General features: G+C 69.0%; 21 protein-coding genes and 2 pseudogenes. 7 read left to right on the forward strand and 16 right to left on the reverse strand.

Annotated features, from left to right (window positions below):
* Positions 1 to 129: 129 nt before the first annotated feature.
* Positions 130 to 480: a nucleotidyl transferase family protein gene (locus T428_RS33515; protein WP_084298693.1), complete on the reverse strand. Its 351-nt coding sequence runs from the start codon at positions 478 to 480 to the stop codon at positions 130 to 132.
* A gap of 169 nt (positions 481 to 649) precedes the next feature.
* Between T428_RS33515 and T428_RS0108525 the strand changes: the two genes are divergently transcribed.
* A complete protein-coding gene (locus tag T428_RS0108525) occupies positions 650 to 985 on the forward strand; it encodes an RNA polymerase-binding protein RbpA (protein ID WP_025736143.1) in 336 nt (111 codons plus the stop codon).
* A gap of 12 nt (positions 986 to 997) precedes the next feature.
* Here the strand turns inward: T428_RS0108525 and T428_RS0108530 are convergent, their stop codons facing one another.
* The 4 genes from T428_RS0108530 to T428_RS0108545 all read right to left on the reverse strand — a co-directional run bounded on the left by T428_RS0108530 (position 998) and on the right by T428_RS0108545 (position 5,948).
* Positions 998 to 1,792: a polyprenol monophosphomannose synthase gene (locus T428_RS0108530; protein ID WP_025736144.1), complete on the reverse strand. Its 795-nt coding sequence runs from the start codon at positions 1,790 to 1,792 to the stop codon at positions 998 to 1,000.
* On the reverse strand, positions 1,789 to 3,783 hold the full coding sequence (gene lnt / locus T428_RS0108535) for an apolipoprotein N-acyltransferase (RefSeq protein ID WP_025736145.1): 1,995 nt from the start codon (positions 3,781 to 3,783) through the stop codon (positions 1,789 to 1,791). The genes T428_RS0108530 and lnt overlap by 4 nt, the downstream gene beginning before the upstream one ends.
* Entirely contained in the window at positions 3,776 to 5,308 is a 1,533-nt protein-coding gene (locus T428_RS0108540) for an amidohydrolase (protein WP_084298694.1), read from the reverse strand. Before T428_RS0108540 ends, lnt begins: the two co-directional genes overlap by 8 nt.
* Before the next feature lie 106 nt (positions 5,309 to 5,414).
* On the reverse strand, positions 5,415 to 5,948 hold the full coding sequence (locus T428_RS0108545; RefSeq protein ID WP_025736147.1) for an FxsA family protein: 534 nt from the start codon (positions 5,946 to 5,948) through the stop codon (positions 5,415 to 5,417).
* Between the two features lie 73 nt (positions 5,949 to 6,021).
* Here T428_RS0108545 and T428_RS0108550 point away from each other — a divergent pair, with 73 nt between their 5' ends.
* Positions 6,022 to 6,717, forward strand: coding sequence for a dienelactone hydrolase family protein (locus tag T428_RS0108550; RefSeq protein ID WP_025736148.1), 696 nt, complete (start codon positions 6,022 to 6,024; stop codon positions 6,715 to 6,717).
* On the opposite strand, the gene T428_RS26630 is transcribed toward T428_RS0108550, so the two are convergent.
* From T428_RS26630 to T428_RS0108575, 6 genes are all read right to left on the reverse strand, one after another.
* Complete coding sequence (locus tag T428_RS26630) at positions 6,706 to 7,437, reverse strand: type 1 glutamine amidotransferase domain-containing protein (RefSeq protein WP_245604844.1); 732 nt, start codon at positions 7,435 to 7,437, stop codon at positions 6,706 to 6,708. The two genes, T428_RS0108550 and T428_RS26630, sit on opposite strands and share 12 nt — an antisense overlap.
* Positions 7,416 to 7,562: a type 1 glutamine amidotransferase domain-containing protein gene (locus T428_RS34280; protein WP_245604845.1), complete on the reverse strand. Its 147-nt coding sequence runs from the start codon at positions 7,560 to 7,562 to the stop codon at positions 7,416 to 7,418. The genes T428_RS26630 and T428_RS34280 overlap by 22 nt, the downstream gene beginning before the upstream one ends.
* Before the next feature lie 7 nt (positions 7,563 to 7,569).
* Positions 7,570 to 7,965: a PPOX class F420-dependent oxidoreductase gene (locus T428_RS0108560; protein ID WP_025736149.1), complete on the reverse strand. Its 396-nt coding sequence runs from the start codon at positions 7,963 to 7,965 to the stop codon at positions 7,570 to 7,572.
* Positions 7,966 to 7,983: 18 nt separating this feature from the next.
* The gene (gene cobN, locus T428_RS0108565) at positions 7,984 to 11,571 is read right to left on the reverse strand and encodes a cobaltochelatase subunit CobN (RefSeq protein ID WP_025736150.1); all 3,588 of its coding nucleotides are present in this window, start codon (positions 11,569 to 11,571) and stop codon (positions 7,984 to 7,986) included.
* 195 nt (positions 11,572 to 11,766) lie between these two features.
* Positions 11,767 to 12,414, reverse strand: a complete 648-nt coding sequence (locus T428_RS0108570; protein ID WP_025736151.1) for an alpha/beta hydrolase — start codon at positions 12,412 to 12,414, stop codon at positions 11,767 to 11,769.
* A 49-nt stretch (positions 12,415 to 12,463) separates the two neighbouring features.
* A complete protein-coding gene (locus tag T428_RS0108575) occupies positions 12,464 to 13,921 on the reverse strand; it encodes a flavin-containing monooxygenase (protein ID WP_025736152.1) in 1,458 nt (485 codons plus the stop codon).
* Between the two features lie 123 nt (positions 13,922 to 14,044).
* On the opposite strand from T428_RS0108575, the gene cobG reads away from it, so the two are divergent.
* From cobG to T428_RS0108590, 3 genes are read left to right on the forward strand one after another with little or no spacing between them, the layout of a single operon-like run.
* A complete protein-coding gene (gene cobG, locus T428_RS0108580) occupies positions 14,045 to 15,145 on the forward strand; it encodes a precorrin-3B synthase (RefSeq protein WP_025736153.1) in 1,101 nt (366 codons plus the stop codon).
* 9 nt (positions 15,146 to 15,154) lie between these two features.
* The gene (locus T428_RS0108585; protein WP_025736154.1) at positions 15,155 to 15,781 is read left to right on the forward strand and encodes a precorrin-8X methylmutase; all 627 of its coding nucleotides are present in this window, start codon (positions 15,155 to 15,157) and stop codon (positions 15,779 to 15,781) included.
* A gap of 7 nt (positions 15,782 to 15,788) precedes the next feature.
* Complete coding sequence (locus T428_RS0108590) at positions 15,789 to 17,267, forward strand: precorrin-2 C(20)-methyltransferase (protein WP_025736155.1); 1,479 nt, start codon at positions 15,789 to 15,791, stop codon at positions 17,265 to 17,267.
* On the opposite strand, the pseudogene T428_RS35700 reads toward T428_RS0108590, so the two are convergent.
* Positions 17,268 to 18,838 (reverse strand): annotated as a pseudogene (locus T428_RS35700) (PPE domain-containing protein).
* A 136-nt stretch (positions 18,839 to 18,974) separates the two neighbouring features.
* Between T428_RS35700 and T428_RS34290 the strand changes: the two are divergent.
* Together T428_RS34290 and sigC are read left to right on the forward strand one after the other, a co-directional pair.
* A pseudogene (locus tag T428_RS34290) lies at positions 18,975 to 19,592 on the forward strand (DUF2275 domain-containing protein); the annotation flags it as partial.
* Positions 19,593 to 19,772: 180 nt separating this feature from the next.
* Positions 19,773 to 20,327: an RNA polymerase sigma factor SigC gene (gene sigC / locus T428_RS34295; protein WP_245604850.1), complete on the forward strand. Its 555-nt coding sequence runs from the start codon at positions 19,773 to 19,775 to the stop codon at positions 20,325 to 20,327.
* Here the strand turns inward: sigC and T428_RS0108605 are convergent.
* Genes T428_RS0108605 through dprE2 form a run of 4 tightly spaced genes read right to left on the reverse strand, consistent with a single transcriptional unit; the run spans position 20,324 to position 23,710 of the window.
* Positions 20,324 to 21,052: a cobalt-precorrin-6A reductase gene (locus tag T428_RS0108605; protein WP_025736157.1), complete on the reverse strand. Its 729-nt coding sequence runs from the start codon at positions 21,050 to 21,052 to the stop codon at positions 20,324 to 20,326. The two genes, sigC and T428_RS0108605, sit on opposite strands and share 4 nt — an antisense overlap.
* Complete coding sequence (gene cobM, locus T428_RS0108610) at positions 21,052 to 21,807, reverse strand: precorrin-4 C(11)-methyltransferase (protein ID WP_025736158.1); 756 nt, start codon at positions 21,805 to 21,807, stop codon at positions 21,052 to 21,054. The genes T428_RS0108605 and cobM overlap by 1 nt, the downstream gene beginning before the upstream one ends.
* Entirely contained in the window at positions 21,804 to 22,964 is a 1,161-nt protein-coding gene (locus T428_RS0108615) for a bifunctional cobalt-precorrin-7 (C(5))-methyltransferase/cobalt-precorrin-6B (C(15))-methyltransferase (protein ID WP_025736159.1), read from the reverse strand. The genes cobM and T428_RS0108615 overlap by 4 nt, the downstream gene beginning before the upstream one ends.
* Positions 22,961 to 23,710: a decaprenylphospho-beta-D-erythro-pentofuranosid-2-ulose 2-reductase gene (dprE2, locus tag T428_RS0108620; RefSeq protein WP_025736160.1), complete on the reverse strand. Its 750-nt coding sequence runs from the start codon at positions 23,708 to 23,710 to the stop codon at positions 22,961 to 22,963. Before dprE2 ends, T428_RS0108615 begins: the two co-directional genes overlap by 4 nt.
* Positions 23,711 to 23,732 lie beyond the last annotated feature (22 nt).

The following is a 23,732-nucleotide window of genomic DNA, read 5'->3' on the forward strand; positions in this document are numbered from 1 at the left end:
GCACGAGCAGACGTCGTGCGGCTCCGACCCAAGATGTTGCTGGTGAGTATGTCCAACTCCGACAAGATTTCAAAACGTCCGATGCTGGCGCGACTGTACCCGCCTGACCAGCGGTCCTGGTCAGCGTGCTCAGACGACGGCCCTGCGCCAGCCATCCGCGGCCCGGGCCGCGCGCAGCAGGACCTCGCAGAGTTGACGCAGTTCGGCGGCCTCGGCGCCTTCGTCCAGCGCCGTGGCCACATCCTCCGCCGCACATCGCACCTGGTAGAGCCGGTCTGAAAGATCGGACGCGTCGTCGGCCGTCAGCACCACGGCATCGGCCGGCAGGGCCGATAGCTCGCCCCAGTTCATCGACGCGCGCTGCTCGTAGGCCCGTTGCCGGCACGACTGCCGACAGTATTGGCGGCGCCGACCCATTCCGACCGCGGTCACGTCGCGACCGCACCAGCGGCAGGGTTGTGGGTGGGAACGGCGGCTCACGCCTGCCAACTTTAGTCGGCCCCGCGCCGCGATCCCGGTATCATTGACGGTCGAGTCGCGAATGCCGCGTGTCGGCTCGGGCACTGCGCATAACGTCCGAACGTTTGCTATGCGAATAGAATGCGTAGCCGGAGTTTAGAGCTCAGAGCAATCAAAAGGAGTAACAGCCATGGCTGATCGTGTACTGAGGGGCAGTCGCCTCGGAGCCGTGAGCTATGAGACCGACCGCAACCACGACCTGGCTCCGCGTCAGGTCGCGAAGTACCGCACCGAGAACGGCGAGGAATTCGAGGTTCCGTTCGCCGACGACGCCGACATCCCCGGCACCTGGCTGTGCCGCAACGGTATGGAAGGCACCTTGATCGAGGGTGACCTGCCCGAGCCGAAGAAGGTCAAGCCGCCGCGCACGCACTGGGACATGCTGTTGGAGCGCCGCACCGTCGAGGAACTCGAAGAGCTGCTCAAGGAGCGCCTCGAGCTGATCCGGTCCAAGCGGCGCGGCTGACCGCCCCTTCGATTAGGCGCGGTTGGCGGCCCGAGCGGCCCGAGCGCCGTTCCGGCGGCTCTCAATGCCCCACTTCGCGACCTTGACCAGCGCCTCGCGAATGTTGGATCCGGTCATCTTGGAGACGCCGAGTTCGCGCTCGGTGAAGGTGATCGGCACCTCGACCACGATGAACCCGCTGTCGAGGCTGCGCCGGGTCAGGTCGATCTGGAAGCAGTAGCCCTTGGACTCCACGCCGTCGAGATCGATCGCTTCGAGGACCTCGCGGCGATAGGCGCGGTAGCCGGCGGTGATGTCATGGATGTCGATGTCGAGTGCCAGCCGCGCGTAGGTGTTGGCGGTCCAGGACAGCGCCCAGCGCCGCTTCGGCCAATTTCGTACCGCGCCGCCCTCGACATAGCGTGAACCGATGGCAAGGTCGGCTCCGGAGTCGACCGCGTCCAGCAGCCGGCGCAGCTGCTCGGGCGCGTGACTGCCGTCGGCATCCATCTCGACGAGCACCGCGTAGTCCCGGCTCAAGCCCCAGCCGAAACCTGCGAGGTAGGCGGCGCCGAGGCCGTCCTTGGCCGTGCGGTGCATGACGTGGGTCCTACCGCCGTCGGCGGCGGCCAGCTCGTCGGCGAGGTCGCCGGTGCCGTCGGGGCTGCCGTCGTCGACGATCAGCACGTGCACGTCTGGGCAGGAGTCCGTCAGGCGCCGGTGGATCAGCGGCAGGTTCTCCCGCTCGTTGAACGTCGGGATGATAACCAGGACACGCTGGCTGGGACGATTGCCCGGGGCCCGGGTCGCCTGCTCGCCCGTGGTCATTTATCTCCTCTGTGTCGCCCGAGATAACGCGGTTTTCGGCCGCCCTTTTGGTGGAGCGGAGTGTAGTCGCCGGCGGTGTCCGGCGCAGCGTCGTGCACGGTCGTCGGGGCTTCCTCGTCGGGCCGGAGTTCGTCCAGGGCCGCTCCGCCGTCTGCGGCCGACGGCCTGGACCGCCGCCGAATCGGACGCGGGAAGCTCCCATTGTGCCGTATTCCGGCCAGAATGACCGCTCCGGCCGCCGCAACCAGGACCCATTGCACAATCGGTGCCCATCGGGTTGCCGGTGTCAGCTTGGTCGTGAGGCGTGCCTGGATGTCCAGGTAGGCGGGCCGGAAGAAATCGGTGCGGACCAACTCGGCGCCGTCCGGGGCGATCACGGCACTGATCCCGGTGGTGCCGGCGACCACGACGTACCGGTCGTGCTCGACGGCCCGAACCTTGGCGAACGCCAGCTGTTGCTCACTCATGCGTTTGTTGAAGGTGGCGTTGTTGGCGGGCACCGCCAGCAGTTGGGCGCCGTTGAGCACGGCCTTGCGCGGCACCCGGTCGAAGATCACCTCCCAGCAGGTGGCCACGCCGACGGGCACGCCGGCGATCTGCACCACGTCGGTGCTTTTGCCGGGTACGAAGTTGCCGGCCAGTCCGGCATAGCCGGACAGGCGCTCGAACAGCCACCGCATCGGCAGGTACTCCCCGAACGGCTGGACGATCTCCTTGTCGTGGCGGTCGGCCGGTCCGGTGACCGGGTTCCAGACGATGGCGGTGTTGGTGTACTGCACGGGTCCTTGTTCGGTGCCCGGCACGGCCAGTACCGAACCGATCAGGATCGGGGCGTTGATCGCATGGGCTGCTTCCGCGATCCGTTGGGCGGCATCGGCGTTGACGAAGGGATCGATGTCCGAGGAGTCCTCGGGCCAGATGACGAATTGCGGTTGCGGGGCGGCCCCCGCTCGGACGTCCTCGGCCAGTCGCAGAGTTTCGTCGACATGGTTGTCCAGCACCGCTCGCCGTTGCTCGTTGAAGCCGAGGCCCAGCCGCGGCACGTTGCCCTGCACGGCCGCGACGGTGACCGTCGGTTCGCCACCGGATCCGGCGCCGGAGTGCCGCACCTGCGGCCACACCATGACCGCGGCGAACAACACCAGGCAGAAGCAGACACCGGGAAACACCACCGCCGGCGGCGGCGCGCCTTCCTCGCCGGTGTCCTCGTCCGGGACGTCGCTGCGCGTTCGGCTGCCGGTCCGCCACCAGTCGACGATTTCCAGCGCGATCGCGGTGACGCAGAAGCCGAGCAGCACGACACCGAAGGAGAGCAGCGACACCCCGCCGAGTTGAACCAACGGCAGTAGCGGCCCATCGGCCTGCCCGTAAGCCCCCGCGCCCCAGGGAAAGCCGCCGAACGGCACGATCGACTTCAGCCACTCCTGGGCTGCCCACAGCGCCGCGAACCACAGCGGCCAGCCGGGCAGTCGACGCACCACGATGGCGAAGAAGCCGAAGATGCCGGGAAACAGCGCACACATCGTGGCCAGCGCAAGCCACGGGACGGCGCCGACCAGCAGGCTGATCCACAGCAGCAGCGGTGCATAAAACGCCAGCCCGAACAGGAATCCGTAGCCGAATCCGCCCGCCAGGGTGGTGGCGGCATGTTTGAGCACCCACGCCAGCAGCGCGGCGGCGACGACGGCGGCCCACCACCAGTTCACCGACGGGAAGCTGGCACAGAGCAGGGCTCCGCCGCCGAGGGTGGCCGCCAGCCGCGGCAGCCGGGGCCGCAGCGCGGCGCCCATGCCGGGCAGTCGCGCCGCCGCCCCCTTGCCCAACCGTGCGATCCCGCGGGCCGGCGCGGTGGCCAGCCGAGCGGCCAGGCCCGGGCGGCTGGGGTGCGGCTCGGCTTCGTCGGGGTCGAGATCGTCGTCGTCGCCGTCGTCGTAAAGGTCGTCGTCGAGATCGGCGGCGTCGTCGCGGCGGTCGGCTTCGTCGTCAGCCATGGATGACAGCACCCCGGTGCACGGTCCGCCGGCACCGCGGCAAGTCGGCGGTCGGGTCCAACCGGGGCAACGCGGGAACCCGCGACCGCGGATCGGTCGACCACCGCTGGACACTGTCATCCGGGGCGTGGACGTCGAGGTCGCCGGCGTCCCACACCACGTACGACGCCGGAGCACCGGGCACCAGGGTCCCCATGTTGTCGTCCCGCACACCGCAGGCGCGCCAGCCGCCGCGGGTGGCACCGGCGAACGCGGCCCGGGCCGACACGCCACTGTCCGCGGTGCGGTGGTGGACCGCCGCGCGCACGCTGGCCCACGGGTCGAGACCCGTCACCGGGGCGTCAGAACCTAGCGCGAGGGGCACGCCTTGGGATGCTAACAGCGCAAGCGGATTGAGCGGGCCGGCTCGTTCGGCACCGAGACGGTCGGCGTACATGCCGTCGCGACCACCCCAAAGCGCGTCGAAGTTGGGCTGCACGCTGGCGATGACACCCCAGGCGCCCAGCTTGGCCGCTTGGTCGGCGGTCACCATCTCGAGGTGCTCCAGCCGGTGCCCGCAACGGGCGACGGCGACGGCCCCGAGGTCGGCGACGACTCGTTCCAACGCGTCGACCGCGGCCGAGACCGCGGCGTCGCCGATGACATGGAAACCGGCCGTCACCTGCGCCTCGGTGCATGCCCGTAGATGGGCTTCGATGACGTCGGCATCGAGGTAGCAGGTGCCGACGCGGTCCGGCGCATCGGCGTAGGGCTCGTGCAGCCAGGCCGTGTGCGACCCCAGGGCACCGTCGACGAACAGGTCACCGGCCAGCCCGCGGGCGCCGGTCCGCTCCATCAGCGCGCGGGCCTGCGCGGCGGTGCTGACCGCTTCACCCCAGTAGCCGATCACCTCGACGCCGTGGTCGAGGGCGCGCAGCCGCAGCCAGTCGTCGAGGCCACCGATCTCGGGTCCCGCGCATTCGTGTACGGCGACGATGCCGGCGGCGGCCGCGGCTCCCAGGGCGGCGGTCCTAGCCTGCTCCAGCTGCGTAGCGGTCAGCAAGCTGCAGGCGGCGGCTCGGACCAGGTGGTGGGCGTCGCCGGCCAGCGGCCGGTCGGCGGTGAATCCGCGGGCAGCCTTTAGCTCCGGGACCAGCCTGCGCAGGCCCGTCGAAGCCAGCGCCGAGTGGACGTCGACGCGCGCCAAGTAGGCCGGCCGGTTACCGAGCACCGCGTCGAGCTCGGCGGTGGACGGCGGGCTGTTCTCCGGCCACGACGACTCGTCCCAACCATGTCCCCAGATCGCCTCGCCCGGGTGGGCAGCGGCGTAGTCGGCAACCATCCGCAGGCATTGCCCGAGCGAGGGCGTCTCCCGCAGATCCAGCCCGCTGAGCGTGAGCCCGGTCGCCGTCAGATGAATGTGACTGTCCACAAATCCCGGGGTGACGAAGCCGCCCTCGAGATCCACCACGTCGGCGTCGGGAAATTGTCGGCGACCAACGTCATCGCTACCCAGCCACGCAACGACGTCGCCGCGCACCGCCATCGCGGTCGCGTCGGGATGGGAGGGGCTGTGCACCCGCCCGTTCAGCAGCAGCGTGGTCAGAATCGGGGTCACACCGCAAAACTACGTGCAGCGGCGCCGGGCGCCGTCAGTTCGGGCCGACCGCGTATCGGGGGCCGCCCCAGTGCTCGGGCTCGCCGGTAACGGGTCGGTTCAACGCCGCCGGCTCGACATCGTGGACGTCGATGACCTCGCCGTCGATGTAGTCATTCCTGGTGAAGCTCTCGGTGAAGGTCGACGCGTAGCTCAGCAGCGGTGCGCTGCGCCCGAAACTGCGCAGCGCGATCCGGGTCACGCCGGGCCCGGCGGCCGAGCGCACCGGCGGAAGCAGCAGCAGCATGCCCAGGACCGTCGTGACGAACCCCGGGACGAGGACCAGCGCCGTCGCCACCGTCACCAGCGCGCCGTCGCCCAGGGTGGTGCGCGGTTCCTTGCGACCGGAGCGCAGCTGCCCGAGGTCGCGAATCAGCTGCGATCCCGCGATCGGCGCCAACAGGCCCCAGCCGAGAACGAACGTGACCAGCAGACCCAGCAGGGTCCAGCCCCAGCCGACCGTCGAGATCAGCGCGAAGACCGTCGCCAGTTCGACGACGGCGTACAAGAGTAACAACCGGCGCACCATGTGATTCCAACGTCTGCGGGTCGCACCCGAGTTCCCCCGGTGATCGGTGTCGCGGCTGCAGTTAGATGACGATATGACCACGATTGAGCTCGATACCCCGGACGGACCGATCGACGCGCTGCTGAGCATTCCGCACGGGACCGGCCCCTGGCCCGGTGTGGTGGTGATTCACGACGCCTTCGGCTACGGCCGGGACAAGCAGTCGATCAACGACCGCATCGCGCGGGCCGGCTATCTGGCGCTGACGCCGAATATGTACGCGCGCGGCGGGCGCATCCGTTGCATCACCCGGGTGATGCGCGAGCTGATGACGCAGCGCGGCCGTGCTCTCGACGACATTCTCGCCGCCCGCGATCACCTGCAGGGCCGGCCGGACTGTACCGGGCAGGTGGGAATCGCCGGCTTCTGCATGGGCGGCCAATTCGCACTCATCATGTCGCCCAAGGGCTTTGGGGCTTCGGCGCCGTTCTACGGCGCTCCCCTGCCGCGTCACCTCAACGATGCGCTGGAGGGGGCATGCCCGATCGTGGCGAGTTTCGGCGCGCGCGTCCTGCTGGGCAAGGGCGCACCCGAGAAGTTGCGGGAAGTGCTGGCGGCCAAGCAGATCGCCAATGACGTCAAGGTCTACCCCGGCGCCGGGCACAGCTTCGCGAACACCTTGCCCGGCCAACCCCTGCTGCGAATCGCGGGTTTCGGCTACGACGACGCCGCGACCGAAGACGCCTGGAGTCGGGTCTTCACGTTCTTCGGGGAGCACCTAACGGCGTAGCTTGTCCGATACGACGCCGGCGAAGGTGTGGGTATCGCCGGGCCAGCGCGCCGAGATGTAGTTGCCGTCATCGACGACGAATGCGGGCCGTGAGTCGGTCACGGTGTCCCGCGCCATTCCGGAAGACTTCAGCCGCCAGTGCGGCGTGCCACGTTCGACGTCGCGGAAATCCGCCGGATCTTCAAGCGCGCGAGTGACTTCCGATTGCACGGACATGTAGCCGGCAGGCTGGCCGGGTTGCTCGGGGTACGTCCGATAGTAGTCCGGATCCCAGAACCGGGTGATCCGGGTCAGCCGCCACGCCAGCCGCTCCATCGCCCAGGTGAGCGCGGTGGTCTTGCGTCCGTAGAGCACCGAACGACCCGTGGCGGGATCGACGCTGCGCGCGGCCAGCAGCACACCGTGACAGATCGCGGCCACGATCAGGTCGCGGGCGAAGGCATCGACCACCGGGCGTTGCAGGATGTCGTTGTCGAGGTAACTGCGCATCCCGCGGGCGCGATGCCCGCCCGGCAGCAGCAACGCGTCGATGCCGTCCAGCGTGACGGCCTTCCAGCGGGCGGGATGCCGGTACTCCGGCGAGCGCACCATCGCGGCGTAGGCGTCGCGGCCCTTGGTGTTGGCGCGCAGCGCCAGCCCGACAAGCGGGAAGGAACTCAATATTGGTAGCGCGGACCAGATGTCGAGGCCCCGGCCGGTCACCATGACGTCGTCGGCCACACGGCCGTGCCGCTTTCGGTCGCGAAGATCACCCGGTGACCGTTGTCGGTCAGGACCCGCCAGCTGACCGCGACCTCGGTCGGGTCGAAGTCCCGGTCCGGGATCGGCATCAGCACGGTGCTCATCGAGGCGTTAGCCCGGGGCCACTCGGAGTTCGAGCCCGATGTTGTTTTCCATGCCGCCGCGCAGCTTGCTGAAGAAGCTGAACACCGTGCCGACGATGCCGTAACGCTCACCGATCGCGTCGTAAACTGCGCCGGTGTGCGACTTGTCGAGCACGGTTGCGATGCCCTCGACCGCCTCGCTCGTCGGCCGACCGCGCATGGTGCAGGTGGCCATCGTCACGCGCGGCGTATTGCGAATCCGCTTGACCTTCCACGAGTTTCCCTGCGTGATCACCAGCAGCCGGTCGCCGCGCTCCTCGTCCAGAGCGGTCCAGACCGGAGTCGGCTTGGCGCGGCCGTCCTTGGTGAAGGTGGTCAGCAGGATGTACTGGGCCTTGGCGAGGTCGGCAAAGGTGGGCGTCACGGTCTCAACCTACCTGTGTCAGCCCTCCAAGTCGCCCTCTGTTTCCAGCAGCGTCTGGCGCAGCCCGTCCAAGGTTTCCGGTTGCGGCTCGGCCCACATGCCGCGACCGGCGGCCTCCAACAGTCGTTCGGCCATGCCGTGCAGCGCCCACGGATTGGATTCCGTCATGAATTTGCGGTTCTCCGGATCCAGCACGTAGCGCTCGGTCAGCTGCTCATACATCCAGTCCGCCATCACCCCGGCGGTGGCGTCGTAGCCGAACAGATAGTCGACGGTGGCGGCCATCTCGAATGCCCCCTTGTAGCCGTGCCGGCGCATCGCGGCCATCCAGCGGGGGTTGACCACCCGGGCCCGAAACACCCGCGTGGTCTCCTCGGACAGCGTGCGGGTGCGGATCGCGTCGGGGCGGGTGTTGTCGCCGATGTAGGCGGCCGGCGCCTTGCCGGTCAGCGCTCGCACCGTGGCGACCATGCCGCCGTGGTACTGGAAGCAGTCGTCGGAGTCCGCGATGTCGTGTTCGCGGGTGTCGGTGTTTTTGGCGGCCACTGCAATTCGCCGGTACTGGCGGTTCATGTCGTCGACCGCCTCGCGACCGTCGAGATCGCGGCCGTAGGCGAAGCCGCCCCAGGCGGTGTACACCTGGGCGAGGTCGGCATCGTCGCGCCAGTTCCGGCTGTCGATCAGCTGCAGCAGCCCGGCGCCGTAGGTGCCCGGCTTGGATCCGAAAATCCTGGTGGTGGCCCGCCGTTGGTCGCCGTGCTGAGCCAGGTCGGCTTGCGCGTGGGCGCGGACGTAGTTGTCGTCGGCGGGCTCGTCGAGGTCGGCGACCAGCCGGACCGCGTCGTCGAGCATCGTCACGACATGCGGGAACGCATCGCGGAAGAACCCGGAGATCCGCACCGTGACGTCGATGCGTGGCCGGCCCAGCTCGGCCGGCGAGATCGGTGTCAGACCCACCACGCGCCGTGAGGCGTCGTCCCACACCGGCCGAACACCCAGCAGCGCAAGAACTTCGGCGATGTCGTCGCCGGCGGTGCGCATCGCCGAGGTGCCCCAGACCGACAGGCCCACCGACTGCGGCCACTCCCCATGGTCGTTGCGGTACCGCGCTAGCAGCGAATCGGCAAGGGCGACGCCGGCTTCCCAGGCCAGACGGGATGGTATCGCCTTAGGGTCGACGGAGTAGAAGTTGCGGCCGGTGGGCAGCACGTTGACCAGGCCGCGCAGCGGGGAGCCGGACGGGCCGGCCGGAATGAACCGGCCGTCCAGCGCTCGCAGCACCTGGTCGATCTCCGAGGAGGTGCCGGCCAGCCGGGGTATCACCTCGGTGGCCGCGAACCGTAACACGTTGGCCACGTCGGCGTTGCCGGTGATCGTGTCCGCGGCCGCGGGATCCCAGCGGCTCGCTTGCAGCGCTGCGACCAGTTCGCGGGCGGCGGCCTCGGTTTGATCGACGGTGGTCCGCTCGTCGGTGCCGTCTTCGGCGAGGCCGAGCGCTTGTCGCAGGCCGGGGATCGTCTGCTCGCCGCCGAACAGCTGGCGGGCCCGCAAGATCGCGAGTACCAGGTCGAGTTCGCCTTCGCCCGTGGGCTTTTGTCCGAGGATGTGCAGGCCGTCGCGGATCTGCACATCCTTGATCTCACACAACCAGCCGTCGACGTGCAGCAGCATGTCGTCGAAGGAGTCTTCTTCGGGCCGTTCGGTCAGGCCCAGATCATGGTCCATCTTGGCGGCGCGGATCAGCGTCCAGATCTGCTGCCGGATGGCGGGTAACTTGCCGGGATCCAGCGCGGCGACGTTGGCGTGCTCGTCGAGCAGTTGCTCCAAACGCGCGATGTCGCCGTAGCTTTCGGCGCGGGCCATCGGGGGGATCAGATGATCGACGAGCACCGCGTGCGCCCGCCGCTTGGCCTGGGTGCCCTCGCCGGGATCGTTGACCAAGAACGGGTAGATCATCGGCAGGTTGCCCAGTGCGGCATCGGATCCGCAGGCCGCCGACATGCCCAGCGTCTTGCCCGGAAGCCACTCCAGGTTGCCGTGCTTGCCCAGGTGCACCACGGCATGCGATCCGAATCCGGCGTCCAGCCAGTGGTAGGCGGCCAGGTAGTGGTGGCTGGGTGGCAGGTCCGGATCGTGGTAGATGGCGACGGGGTTCTCGCCGAACCCGCGGGGCGGCTGCACCAGCAACACCAGATTGTCGGATTGCATTGCGGCGATGACGATCTCGCCGTCGGGATCGTTGGTGCGGTCCACGAACAGCTCGCCGGGCGCCGGGCCCCAATGGGTCTCGACGGCGTCGCGGAATTCTTCGGGCAGCGTGGCGAACCAGGCGCGGTAGTCCTTGGCGGACACCCTGACCGGGTTGCCGGCGAGTTGCTCTTCGGTGAGCCAGTCGGGGTCTTGCCCGCCGCGTTCGATCAGCGCGTGGATCAGGGCGTCCCCGTCGCCCGCCTCGAGACCGGGCAGGTCGCCGACCCGGTAGCCGGCGTCGCGCATCGCGCGCAGCAGGGCGACCGCGCTGGCCGGGGTGTCCAACCCGACCGCGTTGCCGATGCGGGCGTGTTTGGTGGGATACGCCGAGAAAACCAGGGCCACCCGCTTGTCGGCGGGAGCGACGAACCGCAGCCGCGCGTACCGGATGGCCAGCCCCGCGACCCGCGCGCAACGCTCCGAGTCGGCGACATAGGAGATCAGCCCGTCGTCGTCGATCTCTTTGAACGAGAACGGGACGGTGATGATGCGCCCGTCGAACTCGGGCACCGCCACCTGAGTCGCGACATCCAACGGGGACAGGCCGTCGTCGTTGTCGTTCCACTGAGCCCGCGAGCTCGTCAGGCACAGACCCTGCAAGATCGGAATATCCAGGGCGGCAAGGTGTTCGACGTTCCAGCTGTCGTCGTCCCCGCCGGCGGACACGGCCGCGGGCTTCATCCCGCCGGCGGCGAGCACCGTGACCACCATGGCGTCGGCGTCTTTTAGCCGATGCAGCAGTTCGGGTTCGGCGGTGCGCAGCGACGCGCAGTAAACGGGCAGCGGCCGGCCGCCGCCGTCTTCGATGGCCGCGCACAGCGATTCGACGTAGGCGGTGTTGCCGGCCAGATGTTGCGCGCGGTAGTACAGCACCGCGATGGTCGGGCCGTCGGTGTGCCGGGCGTGCGGGCGTTCCAGTTCACCCCAGGTCGGGGTCACCACCGGTTCGGTGAAGCCGACGCCGGTCATCAGCACGGTGTCGGACAGGAACGCGTGCAGCTGGCGCAGGTTCTCCACGCCGCCGTGGGCCAGGTAGATGTGCGCCTGCACCGCGATGCCCGCGGCCAACGTGGACAGCCCGGTCAACTCGGCGTCGGCGGCCTGCTCGCCGCTGACCAGGATCGTCGGAATGCCGCTCGCGATCACCGTGTCGATGCCGTTTTGCCAGGCCCGATAGCCGCCGAGGATCCGGACCACCACGATCTGTGCGCCGGCCAGCAGGTCGGCCAGCTCTGGGTCGGTTGAGGGGTCGGACAACCGCGCCGGGTTGGCCCACCGATAGTTTTTCCCGCTGGCGCGAGCGCTGATCAAGTCGGTGTCGGACGTCGACAGCAGCAGGATCGTCGGCTCAGCCACCCCTCATTCGTACCGTAGGGGCGCTGTGAGCTTCAGAACCCGGTGCAGATGCGACAAATCGTATGGGCGCGCAGATGCCGACCCAGACGCGCGGCTGGGGGCCCGACCAGGCCGGCGGTGGAGGCGGTGGCACGGCTTGCACGAATGCCCCCTCGGCAAACATTGCCACAAAGCGCGCGGGAGCGGTGTGGCTTTTCAACCGAGCACCGCCGCGATACGAGCGACGACCTCACCGGCGATCTCGGGCGGCTCGGCAGCGTAATAGCGATCGACGGCCGGGTCGTAGGCCGCTCCGGCAATCGACCCGTGATCGGCCGCCAGCTCGACGAGATCGACCGGCCACCCGACCTCTTCGAGGCGGGCGGCGAAGTCGCGGCTGGCGGTCACCGGAACCACGTCGTCGTCCACGCCGTGTAGCAAGGTGAACGGCGGCCCGTCGCGGTCGAGGACCAGTCCGTCGCCCGGGACGCGACCCGTGATCGGGTCCGGGGCCATGAAAGCGCCTGCCAGACAGACGGTATGGGTCAGGGGAACATCCCGGCGCGTCAGGGTCAGACCCGCGGCGACCAGACCTCCCATCGACCAGCCGACCAGCACGAAGCCGCTGTTGCGCTGCCACATGAATTCGACCGATCGCAACAAGTCCGCGCGGCCTCCGTCGCGGGCGTGGGAATCCCAATCGATCACCACGACGGTGGCACCGTGGCCCGCCAACAAGTGGGCCAGCGGCCGGACGACGGCTCGGGCATTGGCCTGCATGCCATGCCAAAACAGGATCGCCGGTCCGGCGGGATCCCCGAACACATCGGCCAACCGTCCCGGGGCATATTCCATCGTCTGCACCGGGTCAGTGTGCCCGTGAATTGCCCGTCGCAATCTTCGGGTGGACGACCTAGGCCGTGCGGACGTCGAAGTCCGCGGGCTCGGGTCGGCGCAAGAGTGCGCGGTGGGTCTCCGGCGCCCAGGGGCGCGTCTCCGGCAGACCATCCTTACCCAGGTACCAATTGCTGCAGCCTGACGCCCAGATTGTCTGCGGCAGAGCGACTTTCACACGCTCGTTATACTCCTTGGTTGCCGCTTCCGTCGGCGCTGCGGCACGTACCACGCCGCTGCGAATGCGACGGATCCACCAGATCATGTAATCGGCCTGGTCCTCGGCGATGGCGATGAAGGACTGCTGGCCGATCGGCGAATGCGGACCCATCAGCATGAAGAGGTTGGGAAACCGCGGCACCGCGACCGACCGATACGCGATCGGACCGTCGGCCCACGCCTCGTCCAGGGTGATGCCGCCCTCCCCGATCACCTGCATCGGCCGCAGGTAGGCCCGGGCGTCAAACCCGGTGGCGTAGACCAGCACATCGAGTTCGTGCAGGGTGCCGTCGGCGGTCACGACGCCGCGGGGTTCGATGCGCTCGATCCGATCGGTGACCACTTCGACGGTCGGGTGCTGCACCGACCGGTAGAACCGTGACGACATCGCCAGCCGCTTGCAGCCCGGCTGGTAATCCGGGGTGAGTTTGGCCCACAATTCCGGGTCGCGCACCGACAGCCGCAGGTTCCAACGACAGGTGGCCTGAAACAGAGCGCGGCGCAACCCCGAATGGATCAGCGCGCCGCCGAAGACCTTTCGGAAAAACGCACCCCAAAACCAGTGGCTCAGCGAGTTGAATCCCGGCACGCGCGAGATCACGTGCCTGGTCATCGCCGTGTACCGCGGGTTGGGCATCGGGTACACCCATTGGGCGGTCCGCTGAAACAACGTCAGCCAGCGCACCTTGCCGCCGAGCTCCACGATGATCTGCACACCGCTCGAGCCGTTTCCGATCAGACCGATTCGCTTGTCCGACAATGAGACCGAGTGATCCCACCGCGACGAGTGGAATGCCGCCCCCGCAAAGGTCTCCCGCCCGGGGATGTCCGGATAGTTCGGTATGCGCAGCACGCCGGTCGCGACGACCACGACGTCGAACGTTTCCTCACCGAAACTCGTGGTGAGATGCCATGTCCCAGCACAGTATTCGGCTTTGGTGACGTCGCAGCCGAAGCGGATGTGTCGCCGTATGCCCCGTTCGTCGGCCACCCGCCGAAAGTAGGCCTGCAGTTCCGGGCCCGGGGACAGCAGACTCGTCCACTTCGCGTTGGGCGCGAAGGTGTAGGAGTAGTACCGCGACGGCACATCGCAGGTAAGGCCCGGATACGTGTTGTCACGCCAGGTGCCCCCGACATCGTCGGCCTTTTCGAAAACGGTGTAGGAGTCAATGCCGGCGTCCTGCAATTTGGCCGCCATGCAAAGGCCCGATACCCCGGCGCCGATTATTGCGACTTTGACTTGGCGCTGCTGCGTCATGGCCAACCACCAACTTCCCCCGGTATGAGGCCGACGGTAGCGCCGCGGCAAGCAGCGGTGGGGCGAACCAACGGCCAGACAATTGGTGTTTTCAGCGCGGCGTTCTGCCTTAACGTGGAATACGTGCCCCGATCCCGTGACGCCGACGCGTGCCCCGGTGCGCTGCAGGTGCATCAGGCCGCCGACGGCGCGCTGGTGCGCGTGCGGCTGCCGGGCGGGATGATCACCGCCGCGCAACTGGCGAGGCTGGCCGCGTTGTCCAGCGGCTTCGGCTCGGGAAGCTTGGAGCTGACCGTGCGCGGCAATGTGCAGTTGCGCGCGGTCACCGACGTGACGGCGGTCGCCGAGAGCATCGCCGACGCCGGGTTGCTGCCGTCCGCGACGCACGAACGTGTGCGCAACATCGTCGCCTCGCCGCTGTCCGGACGCGCCGGTGGACGCGCGGACGTGCGGGCCTGGGTGGGCGCGCTGGATTCGGCGATTTGCGCCGAGCCCAAACTGACGGGCCTGGGTGGCAGATTCTGGTTCAGCATTGACGACGGCCATGCCGACGTGTCCGGGCTGGGCGCCGACGTCGGCGTCCACGTCTGCGAGGACGGTTACGCACTGCTGCTGATGGGGCGCGACACCGGCCTGCGGATGAACGCCGACGATGTGGTCGCGACACTGCTCGGAGTCGCCCTACGGTTCACCGAGATTCGCGAAAATGCTTGGCGTATCAACGAGTTGGACAACATCGAGGAACTACTTCCGGGAGCTGACGTCAGCGCCGCCCCCGTTGCGCCGGTCGCCAAACCACCGGTGGGCTGGATAGCCCAGGATGACGGCCGGGTCGCGTTGGGCGCCGCGGTGCCGCTGGGTGTCCTGCCCGCGCGCATCGCGGAGTATCTCGCCGCGATCGACGCACCGATGGTGATCACGCCATGGCGCTCGGTGCTGGTGTGCGACCTCGACGAGGGTGTCGCCGACGCCGCGCTGCGGGTACTGGCCCCACTGGGCCTGGTGTTCGACGAGAACTCCGGATGGCTGGACGTCAGCGCCTGCACCGGAAGCCCCGGCTGCGCACGCTCGGCCGCCGACGTGCGGGCCGACGCGGCGCACCTGGTCGGAACGGATTCCGCGGTACATCGTCACCTGGTCGGCTGCGAACGCGCGTGCGGCAGCCCGCCGACGGGACAGGTGCTGGTCGCCACCGGCGACGGATACCGGCTGCTCCGGCCGTAGGGTGAGCACGTGCTCGACTACATCCGCGACGCGGCGGAGATCTACCGCCAATCGTTCGCGACCATCCGCGCCGAAGCCGACTTGGCACGATTCCCCGCCGACGTCGCGCAGGTAGTGGTCCGGTTGATCCACACCTGCGGGCAGGTCGACGTCGCCGAGCACGTCGCCTTCACCCGGGACGTCGTCGCGCGGACCAGCGCCGCGCTGCACAACGGCGCGCCCGTGCTGTGCGATTCGTCGATGGTGGCCGCCGGAATCACCAAGGCACGACTGCCCGCCGGCAACGAGGTGGTGTCGTTGGTGGCCGATCCCCGCGCACCCGCGCTGGCCGCGCAGCGGCGCACCACCCGCTCCGCGGCGGGCGTCGAGCTGTGGGCCGACCGGCTCGACGGCGCGGTGCTGGCCATCGGCAATGCGCCGACCGCGCTGTTTCGGCTGCTCGAACTCGTCGACGAGGGGGCCGCGACGCCGGCCGCGGTGCTGGGCGGTCCGGTGGGCTTCGTCGGCTCGGCACAGTCCAAGGTCGAGCTGATCGAACGCCCGCGCGGGATGTCGTACCTGGTGGTGCGGGGACGCCGCGGCGGCAGCGCGATGGCCGCCGCCGCCGTCAACGCGATCGCGAGCGACCTTGAATGAGCACGGCGTGACCGCGCGGGGCACGTTGTGGGGGGTCGGCCTGGGGCCCGGCGACCCGGAGCTGGTGACCGTCAAGGCCGCTCGGGTGATCCGCGAGGCCGACGTGGTGGCCTACCACAGCGCCCGGCACGGCCGCAGCATCGCCCGCGGCATCGCCGAACCGTATCTGCGACCCGGCCAGCTCGAGGAGCACCTGGTCTATCCGGTGACCACCGAGGTGAGCGATCATCCCGGCGGTTATGCCGGTGCGCTCGAGGACTTCTACGTGCGGGCCACCGAACGCATCGCCGGGCACCTCGACGCGGGACGCAATGTGGCGCTGCTGGCCGAGGGCGATCCGCTGTTCTACAGCTCCTACATGCATCTGCACACCCGGCTGACGCAGCGGTTCGACGCCGTCATTGTGCCGGGCGTGACGTCGGTGAGTGCGGCGTCGGCCGCGGTGAGCACGCCGCTGGTGGCCGGTGACGAGGTGCTGTCGGTGCTTCCGGGCACCCTGCCCGTCGGCGAACTGACGCGCCGGCTCGCCGACGCGGACGCCGCCGTCGTGCTCAAGCTCGGACGCTCATATCACGCTGTGCGGGAAGCACTTTCGGCTTCCGGACGGCTGGCCGAAGCGTTCTACGTGGAGCGGGCCAGCACGGATGCGCAACGCGTCGCGCCGGCCGCGGACGTCGACGAGGCCGGCATGCCGTACTTCTCACTGGCGATGCTGCCGGGCGGTCGGCGGTTCGAGCAACGCGCGCCGGTCGGGGGCGTCGCGGTGGTGGGGCTCGGTCCCGGCGACCACGACTGGATGACACCGCAGAGCCGACGCGAGCTGGCCGCCGCGACCGACCTGATCGGCTACCGCCACTACCTCGATCGTATCCCGGTGCGCGACGGTCAGCGGCGCCATCCCAGCGACAACACCGACGAACCCGCACGGGCTCGATTGGCGTGTGCGCTGGCCGAACAGGGCCGCGCCGTGGCGGTGGTGTCGTCGGGTGATCCCGGGGTGTTCGCGATGGCCACCGTCGTCCTCGAAGAAGCCAAACAGTGGCCGAGAGTGGAGATTCGGGTGATTCCGGCGATGACCGCGGCGCAGGCCGTAGCCAGCCGGGTCGGCGCGCCGCTGGGCCACGACTACGCGGTGATCTCGTTGTCGGACCGGCTCAAGCCGTGGGACGTGATCGAGACACGCCTGGCCGCCGCGTCCGCAGCCGATTTGGTGCTGGCCATCTACAACCCCGCGTCCAAGAGCCGGACCTGGCAAATCGCTGCCATGCGCGACATCTTGCTGACCCATCGCGAACCGGGAACGCCAGTTGTCATCGGCCGCAACGTGTCCGGGCCCGACGAGGACGTCCGGGTGGTGCGGTTGGCCGACCTGGATCCCGCCGACGTCGACATGCGCTGCCTGCTGATCGTGGGATCGTCTCAAACCCAGTGGTACCCAGGCGATTCCGGTGACAGAGTGTTCACACCCCGGCGTTATCCGGGCTAGTCAGTCCCTGACCCAGGTGTTCGGCAGCATCGGCAGCGACGGCCCGTCATTGAGCCCGTCACCGGCCAGCGTGGTCAACCCCGCAGCCCGGCCCGCCCCGGATTTGGCTGCGGCCCCGGCGAATCCGAGCGGCCCGGCGCCGGACTCCCCGGCCGAAGTGACGGACTCGTCGTCCGGGTCGGTGGGCGTGTCCTCGAGGTCCATGAATTCGTAGCGGTAGGCCTTGTCCTTGGCGTCTTGCGCCCGACGCCGGCGGGCCTTCAACCGCTCCTTGGCCGAGGCCGCCGCGGCGCCGGCCGGGGCGTCGACGTCGTCGGGTGCGGGCTCCTCGGACTTGCGGCGGGAACGATTGCGCGCGCTGGCGCTGCCGGACAATCCTGACAGTCCGACCGCCCACAGCGCGTCGGACATGCCGGCGCCGAGGCCGCTCATGCTCGTCGGGCCGAAGCCCACGCCGGGTGGAGTACCGACCGGCGGGGCCGCGCCGGCGGCCGTGGCCGTGGCGGTCGCTGGAGCCGGTGCGGGCGCGCTGGCGCTCGAGGACGTCCGAGGACGTCGGCACGTTGCCGAAACCCGCCGGGGCCGGCGCGGTGGGCATCGGCGTGGGTGCCATCGCCGGCACCAGCTGCACGGCCAGGGGAACCGCGGTGCTCACCGCGATCGCCGTCGCACCCGCGGCCGCACCGGCACCAGCCGCGGCCGCAACGGCCATCATGGCGGGGACGGCGACGACAGCCAGCTGCACCGCGACCTGGATGAACGGCCAGAAGATCATCCGGGTGGGGAAGATCGCCCAGCCGAGCGCGCTCGACAGCGCCGGCGAAAGACCGAGTTGCCCGAAGAACGAGGCAAGGCTGTTGACCCGCGGCACCGGCGGGAAGGGCCAGCCACCGGGGTTGAGGTCCTTGGACACCCGTCACGCGAAGGTGCTTGGTGTACTGCTGCAGCCATTTGGCGAGCTGATCCATCCAGGACGGATACTGCGGCGCCGCCGCGCTGGCTTGCTGAGTGGTCGACGACGTGTCAGCGGCGGCCGTCATGATCTGCGGGGCCGGCGTGGACGGCGGAACGGCGGCGAGCGCGGATTCGCTCACCGCCTCGTAGGTGCTCATCGTCGTGGCGGCCTGCACCCACATACGGGCGTAGTCGGCCTCGTTCACGGCGATCGGAATCGTATTGATGGCGAAGAAGTTCGTCGCGACCAGGGCGCCGTGGATGGCGTGATTCGCCGCGAACTCGCCCATCGTGGGCATCGCCGCCAGCGCGGCCGTGTAGGCGGCCGCGGCCGTCTCGTGCAATGCCGCCGCTGTCGTGCTGTCCGCGGCGCTGGCGAGCAGGCAGGTCAGATACGGCGCGTGGGCGGCGACGTACTGTTCCGCACTCGGGCCCTGCCACTCGCCGGCCTGCACCGCGCCCAGCAGCCCGGTGAGTTCGTCGGCGGCGTCGGTGCATTCGGTGCTCAACGCCGACCACGCGCCGGCGGCCGCCAGCAGCGCCCCGGGGCCGGGCCCGCTGCTCAGCAGGGTGGAGTGCACCTCTGGTGAAAACGCGAGCCAGATCGGGGCGGTCATCGACGCGGGCCTTCCGGAACATGACGCGGGCCTTCCGGGAGATGTGGGCTGTTCCTAGTGGTCGTTGCGCCGCGGGTTTTAGTTCCCACCCGGTTTCGTCTTTGCGCCGGGCGCACGCATGCGCAACGATGCAGGGATGCGGTGTGACATTGCGCGTGAGGCGCTTTCCGCCCGGTTGGACGGCGAGCGAACGGAAGTGCTCGCGCAGCAGGTCGATGCCCATCTGGAGACCTGCCGCGGGTGCCGCACCTGGCTGATCGGCGCGGCCACCCAGACTCGGCGGCTGGCCTCGATCGAGCCCGGCGACGCGCCCGACCTGGTCGCCCGGATCATGGCGAGCATCGACGAGGACCCCGCCGCGCGGCACGGCTGGACGCGCGCGGTACGAGCGCGCTACGCTCGATGGGGACTGATCGCCGTCGGGGTCTTCCAGGTGGCGATCGCGGCCGCTCAAATCGGCGGCGTCAACTTCGGCATGGTGTCGCACCACATGCACGGCGCAATGTCCGGCGAACACCTGCTACACGAGTCAACCGCGTGGTTGCTGGCATTGGGTGCGGCAATGGTCGCGGCCGGCATCTGGCCGATGATGGCGACCGGCGTCGCCGCGATCTCCGGTGCGTATTCGCTTGGGCTGATGGGTTATGTGGCCGCCGACGCTCTCGACGGACAGGTGACCGCGACTCGCGTCGCCAGCCACGTACCGCTGTTGCTCGGCCTGGTATTCGCGGTGTTGGTGGCGCGTGAGCGCACCGGCGGGCGTGGCCCCACGGAGTCCGACTTCGACGCTCTCGACGGCGAGGTGCCGGCCAGCTTCGCCGTGCGGCGACACGGCCACCTGCGACCGATCAACCGCTCCGGGTCGGACCTCGCCGCAGGCTCTACGACGGCCCGTCGTAGACTGTCCGAACCCGCGCAACGAAGGTGGTTGGCCTTGACCGCGTCAAGCGACGACGATGCCGTAACCGAACTGGCCTTGGCAGCCGCGCGCGGGAATGAGCGGGCCCTCGAGGCCTTCATCAAGGCCACTCAGCAAGACGTCTGGCGGTTCGTCACATACCTGTCCGACGCGGGCACCGCCGACGATCTGACGCAGGAGACGTTCCTGCGGGCGATCGGAGCGATCGAGCGGTTCTCCGGACGCTCCAGCGCCCGCACATGGCTGCTGTCCATCGCGCGCCGCGTGGTCGCCGATCACATTCGCCACGTCCAGTCGCGGCCGCGCACCGCCCCGGGTGCCAACCCCGAGCACATCCTGAACGGCGACCGCCACGCCCGCGGATTCGAAGAGTTGGTGGAGGTGACGACGATGATCGCCAACCTCACCCCCGAACAACGCGAAGCCCTGCTACTGACCCAGCTGCTCGGTCTGCCCTATGCCGACGCCGCCGCCGTGTGCGGCTGCCCGGTGGGCACCATCCGCTCCCGGGTAGCGCGGGCCCGCGACGCCCTGCTGGCCGACGCGGAACGCGACGACCTCACCGGTTAGACCTGGCGTGCAACCCAATCCGCGGCTTGCTCGACGGTGTCGACCTTGGTCACCCCTGCCGGCAACGGCGGCCGTTGCACCATGACCACCGGAATATCCAGCGCCGCGGCGGCATCCAGCTTTGCTCGGGTCATGTCACCGCCGCTGTTCTTGGTCACCAGGGCGTCGATGCGGTGATCGCGCATGATCGCAAGTTCGTCGTCGTAGCGATACGGCCCGCGGGACAACAGCAACGCGTGACGGCGGGGCAACGTTCGGGCATCGGGTTCGGTGACCGCGCGAATCAGAAACCACGCTTCGCTGGCTTGGAAGGCTTTGGTTCCCGAGCGGCCCGTGGTGAGGAAAACCCGTTGATAGCGTTGGTTTTCGACGGCCTGCGCCGCTTCGGTGTCCGAGGCTACGCGGATCGCGGTGCCGGGGTCCCAGGCCGGGCGGGCCAATACCAGATGGGGGATCTCTAGTTCGCCAGACGCCTGCGCGGCGTGGGCGGTCATGGTTGCCGCGAACGGGTGGGTGGCGTCGACGACGGCGTCGATGCGGTGTTCCCGAAGCCAGCTTTTGAGGCCGTCGACGCCGCCGAACCCGCCGATGCGCACCGAGCCGACGGGCAGCGCCGGATCCGGTACCCGGTCCGCCAATGAGCTGATCACGTCGACATCGGCGGGGTCCAACGCCTTGGCGAGCGCGCGCCCCTCGGCGGTACCGCCGAGTAACAGCACCCGCATCAGTGTCGGCCTCGTGCGCGGCGCGCGGTCGAATACAGGTAGCTGTCGGTGAAGCCCTCGGCGGCAAGCACATCGCCGACGATGATGACGGCGGTCTTGGTGATGTTGGCGGCGTGCATCTGGTCGGCGATGGTAGCCAGCGTGCCGCGCAAGACCGTTTCTTCCGGCCAGCTGGCGAAAGCCACTACCGCCGAGGGGGTTTCCGGACTGTAGCCGCTGCGCAGGAGTTGCGGGACGATCGCGTCGATCTGGGCGGCGGCCAGGTGCAGCACTAGGGTACCGCCCGATTTGGCGAGGGTTGCCAGGTCTTCGCCGGGCGGCATGGCCGTCGAGAGGGTCGCGACGCGGGTCAAGGTGACCGTCTGCGCCACGCCCGGAACGGTGAGCTCTCTGTTCAAGGCGGCGGCTACTGCGGCGAAAGCCGGTACTCCGGGCACGATTTCGTAGCCGACGCCCAGTGCGTCGAGCCGCCGGCATTGTTCGGCCAGCGCGCTGTACAACGACGGATCACCGGAGTGCAGCCGGGCGACGTCGTGGCCTTTGTCGTGCGCGGCGACGAGCTCGGCGACGATCTGCTCGAGCGTCAACGGGCCGGTGTCAACGATTTTCGCGCCCGGCGGGCACAGGGCAAGCAGGTCGTCGGGCATGATCGAGCCCGCATACAGACATGTCTCGCATCGCTGCAGCAGCCGTTGGCCGCGTACCGTGATCAGGTCGGCGGCGCCGGGGCCGGCGCCGATGAAGTACACCGTCACTTCGTCACCGCCCACTGGGTGACCGGGTATTGCGGGCGCCAGCCGGTGAAGGCGCCCAGCGGCTCACCGTGATAGAGCTGAAATCGTCGCAGCTCACCGTTCATGGTTGACTGTGCTTGCAGCACAACGGCTTCGGATTCGGTAGTTACGGTGTTGACGACCAGACGGCCTCCTTTTGAAAGCTGCTCGAGGCAGGCATCGAACAGGCCCGGATGGGTGAGGCCGCCGCCGACGAAGATGGCGTCGGGCGGTTGCGCGCCGTCGAATGCGCCGGGCGCTTCGCCGCGCACGTCGATGTTGACGCCGAAGGCCGCGGCATTGAATTCGATGTTGGTGCGCCGCTTTTCGCCTTGTTCGAACGCCACGGCGGTGCAGCCCGGCCAACTGCGACACCATTCGACGGCGATGCTGCCCGAGCCGGCGCCGACGTCCCACAGCCGCTCGCCGGGCCGCGGCTTCAAGGCCGCCAATGTCACCGCGCGGATGCCGTGTTTGGTGATCTGCCCGTCGTGGACGAACGCGTCGTCCGGCAGGGGCGTAATGCGCTCGTCGGGCAGGTAGCGGATGGCAATCACGTTGAGGTCGTCGATGTCGTCGTTGCTCCACTGGCGAGCGGTGCCGTCACGGCGGCGTTCGTCCGGGCCGCCGAGTTGTTCGAGCACGCTGAATTCGGAGTCGCCGCGACCGTGGGCGGTGAGCAGTTCGCTCAAGGCATTCGGCGTGGACCGGTTTTGCGACAGCACGATCGCTTGGCCGCCGCGACGCACCGCGGTGTGTGGCGGCGCGGTAACCAGGCTGATCACCTCGGTTTCGTGGACGTTCCAGCCCATTCGGGCACACGCCAATGTCACCGCCGAGACATGCGGCAGGACTTTGACCTTTTCCGCGCCGTAGCAACGGATCAGGGTGTTACCGATGCCGTGCATCAGCGGGTCGCCGCTGGCGACGATGTGGATGTCTGGGCCGTCGACGGGTAGTGCTTGCACGGCGGGCAGCATCGGTGACGGCCACTGTCTGCGCTCGGCGGTAACCGTGCCGTCGAGCAGTTTCAGTTGCCTTTCAGCTCCGTAAACGACTGTGGCCGTTCGTAATTCGTAGCGGGACTTTTCGCCGAGCCCCGCCATGCCGTCGGCACCGATGCCGACCACGACGATCATCGCGGCATCCTGCGCCAGACGAATTGCGGCAGCATGCGCATGACGGCCGCCGCGGGGCCCAATGCCCACGGGATCCACACCGTGCGCCGTCCCTTGGCCAGCGCACGCGCGGTGCCGGCGGCCACCTGCTGCGGAGTGCTGGACAGCGGCGCCGGCGTCATGCCTTCCGTCATACGCCCGATCACGAACCCGGGGCGCGAGATGAGCAGGTGCACGCCGGTTCCATGCAGCGCGTCGGCCAGCCCGCTGGCGAAGCCGTCCAGGCCCGCCTTTGCCGAGCCGTAGACGTAGTTGGCCCGACGCACCCGCGCGCCCGCGATCGAGGAGAACACCACCAGTTGGCCGCGGTTGCTTTTGCGCATGGCGTTCGCCAGATGCGTGAGCATGCTGACCTGGGCGACGTAGTCGGTGTGCACGACGGCCACCGCGTGCGCGGCGTCGGCCTCCGCGCGTGCCTGGTCGCCGAGGATCCCGAAGGCCAGCACCGCGGTGCCGATGGGTCCGTGCTCGGCGATGACGTCCGCGACCAAACAACCGTGTGAGCCCAGGTCGTCGGCGTCGAACTCTCGGGTGTGTACAGCCTTGGCGCCGGCTTGGCGGAGCGCGGCGACCTGCTCGTCGAGCTGGTCGGCCCGGCGCGCGGCCAGGACCACCGTGGCGCCCGGGGCCAGCAGCCGCGCGAGTTCGATGCCGATCTCACTGCGGCCACCCAGAATGAGAACTGGACCCGCGCCCGTGTCGTCCACGGCTGCGATTATCACCTGCGCT

The organism is Mycobacterium genavense ATCC 51234 (assembly GCF_000526915.1).
Lineage (GTDB): Bacteria > Actinomycetota > Actinomycetes > Mycobacteriales > Mycobacteriaceae > Mycobacterium > Mycobacterium genavense.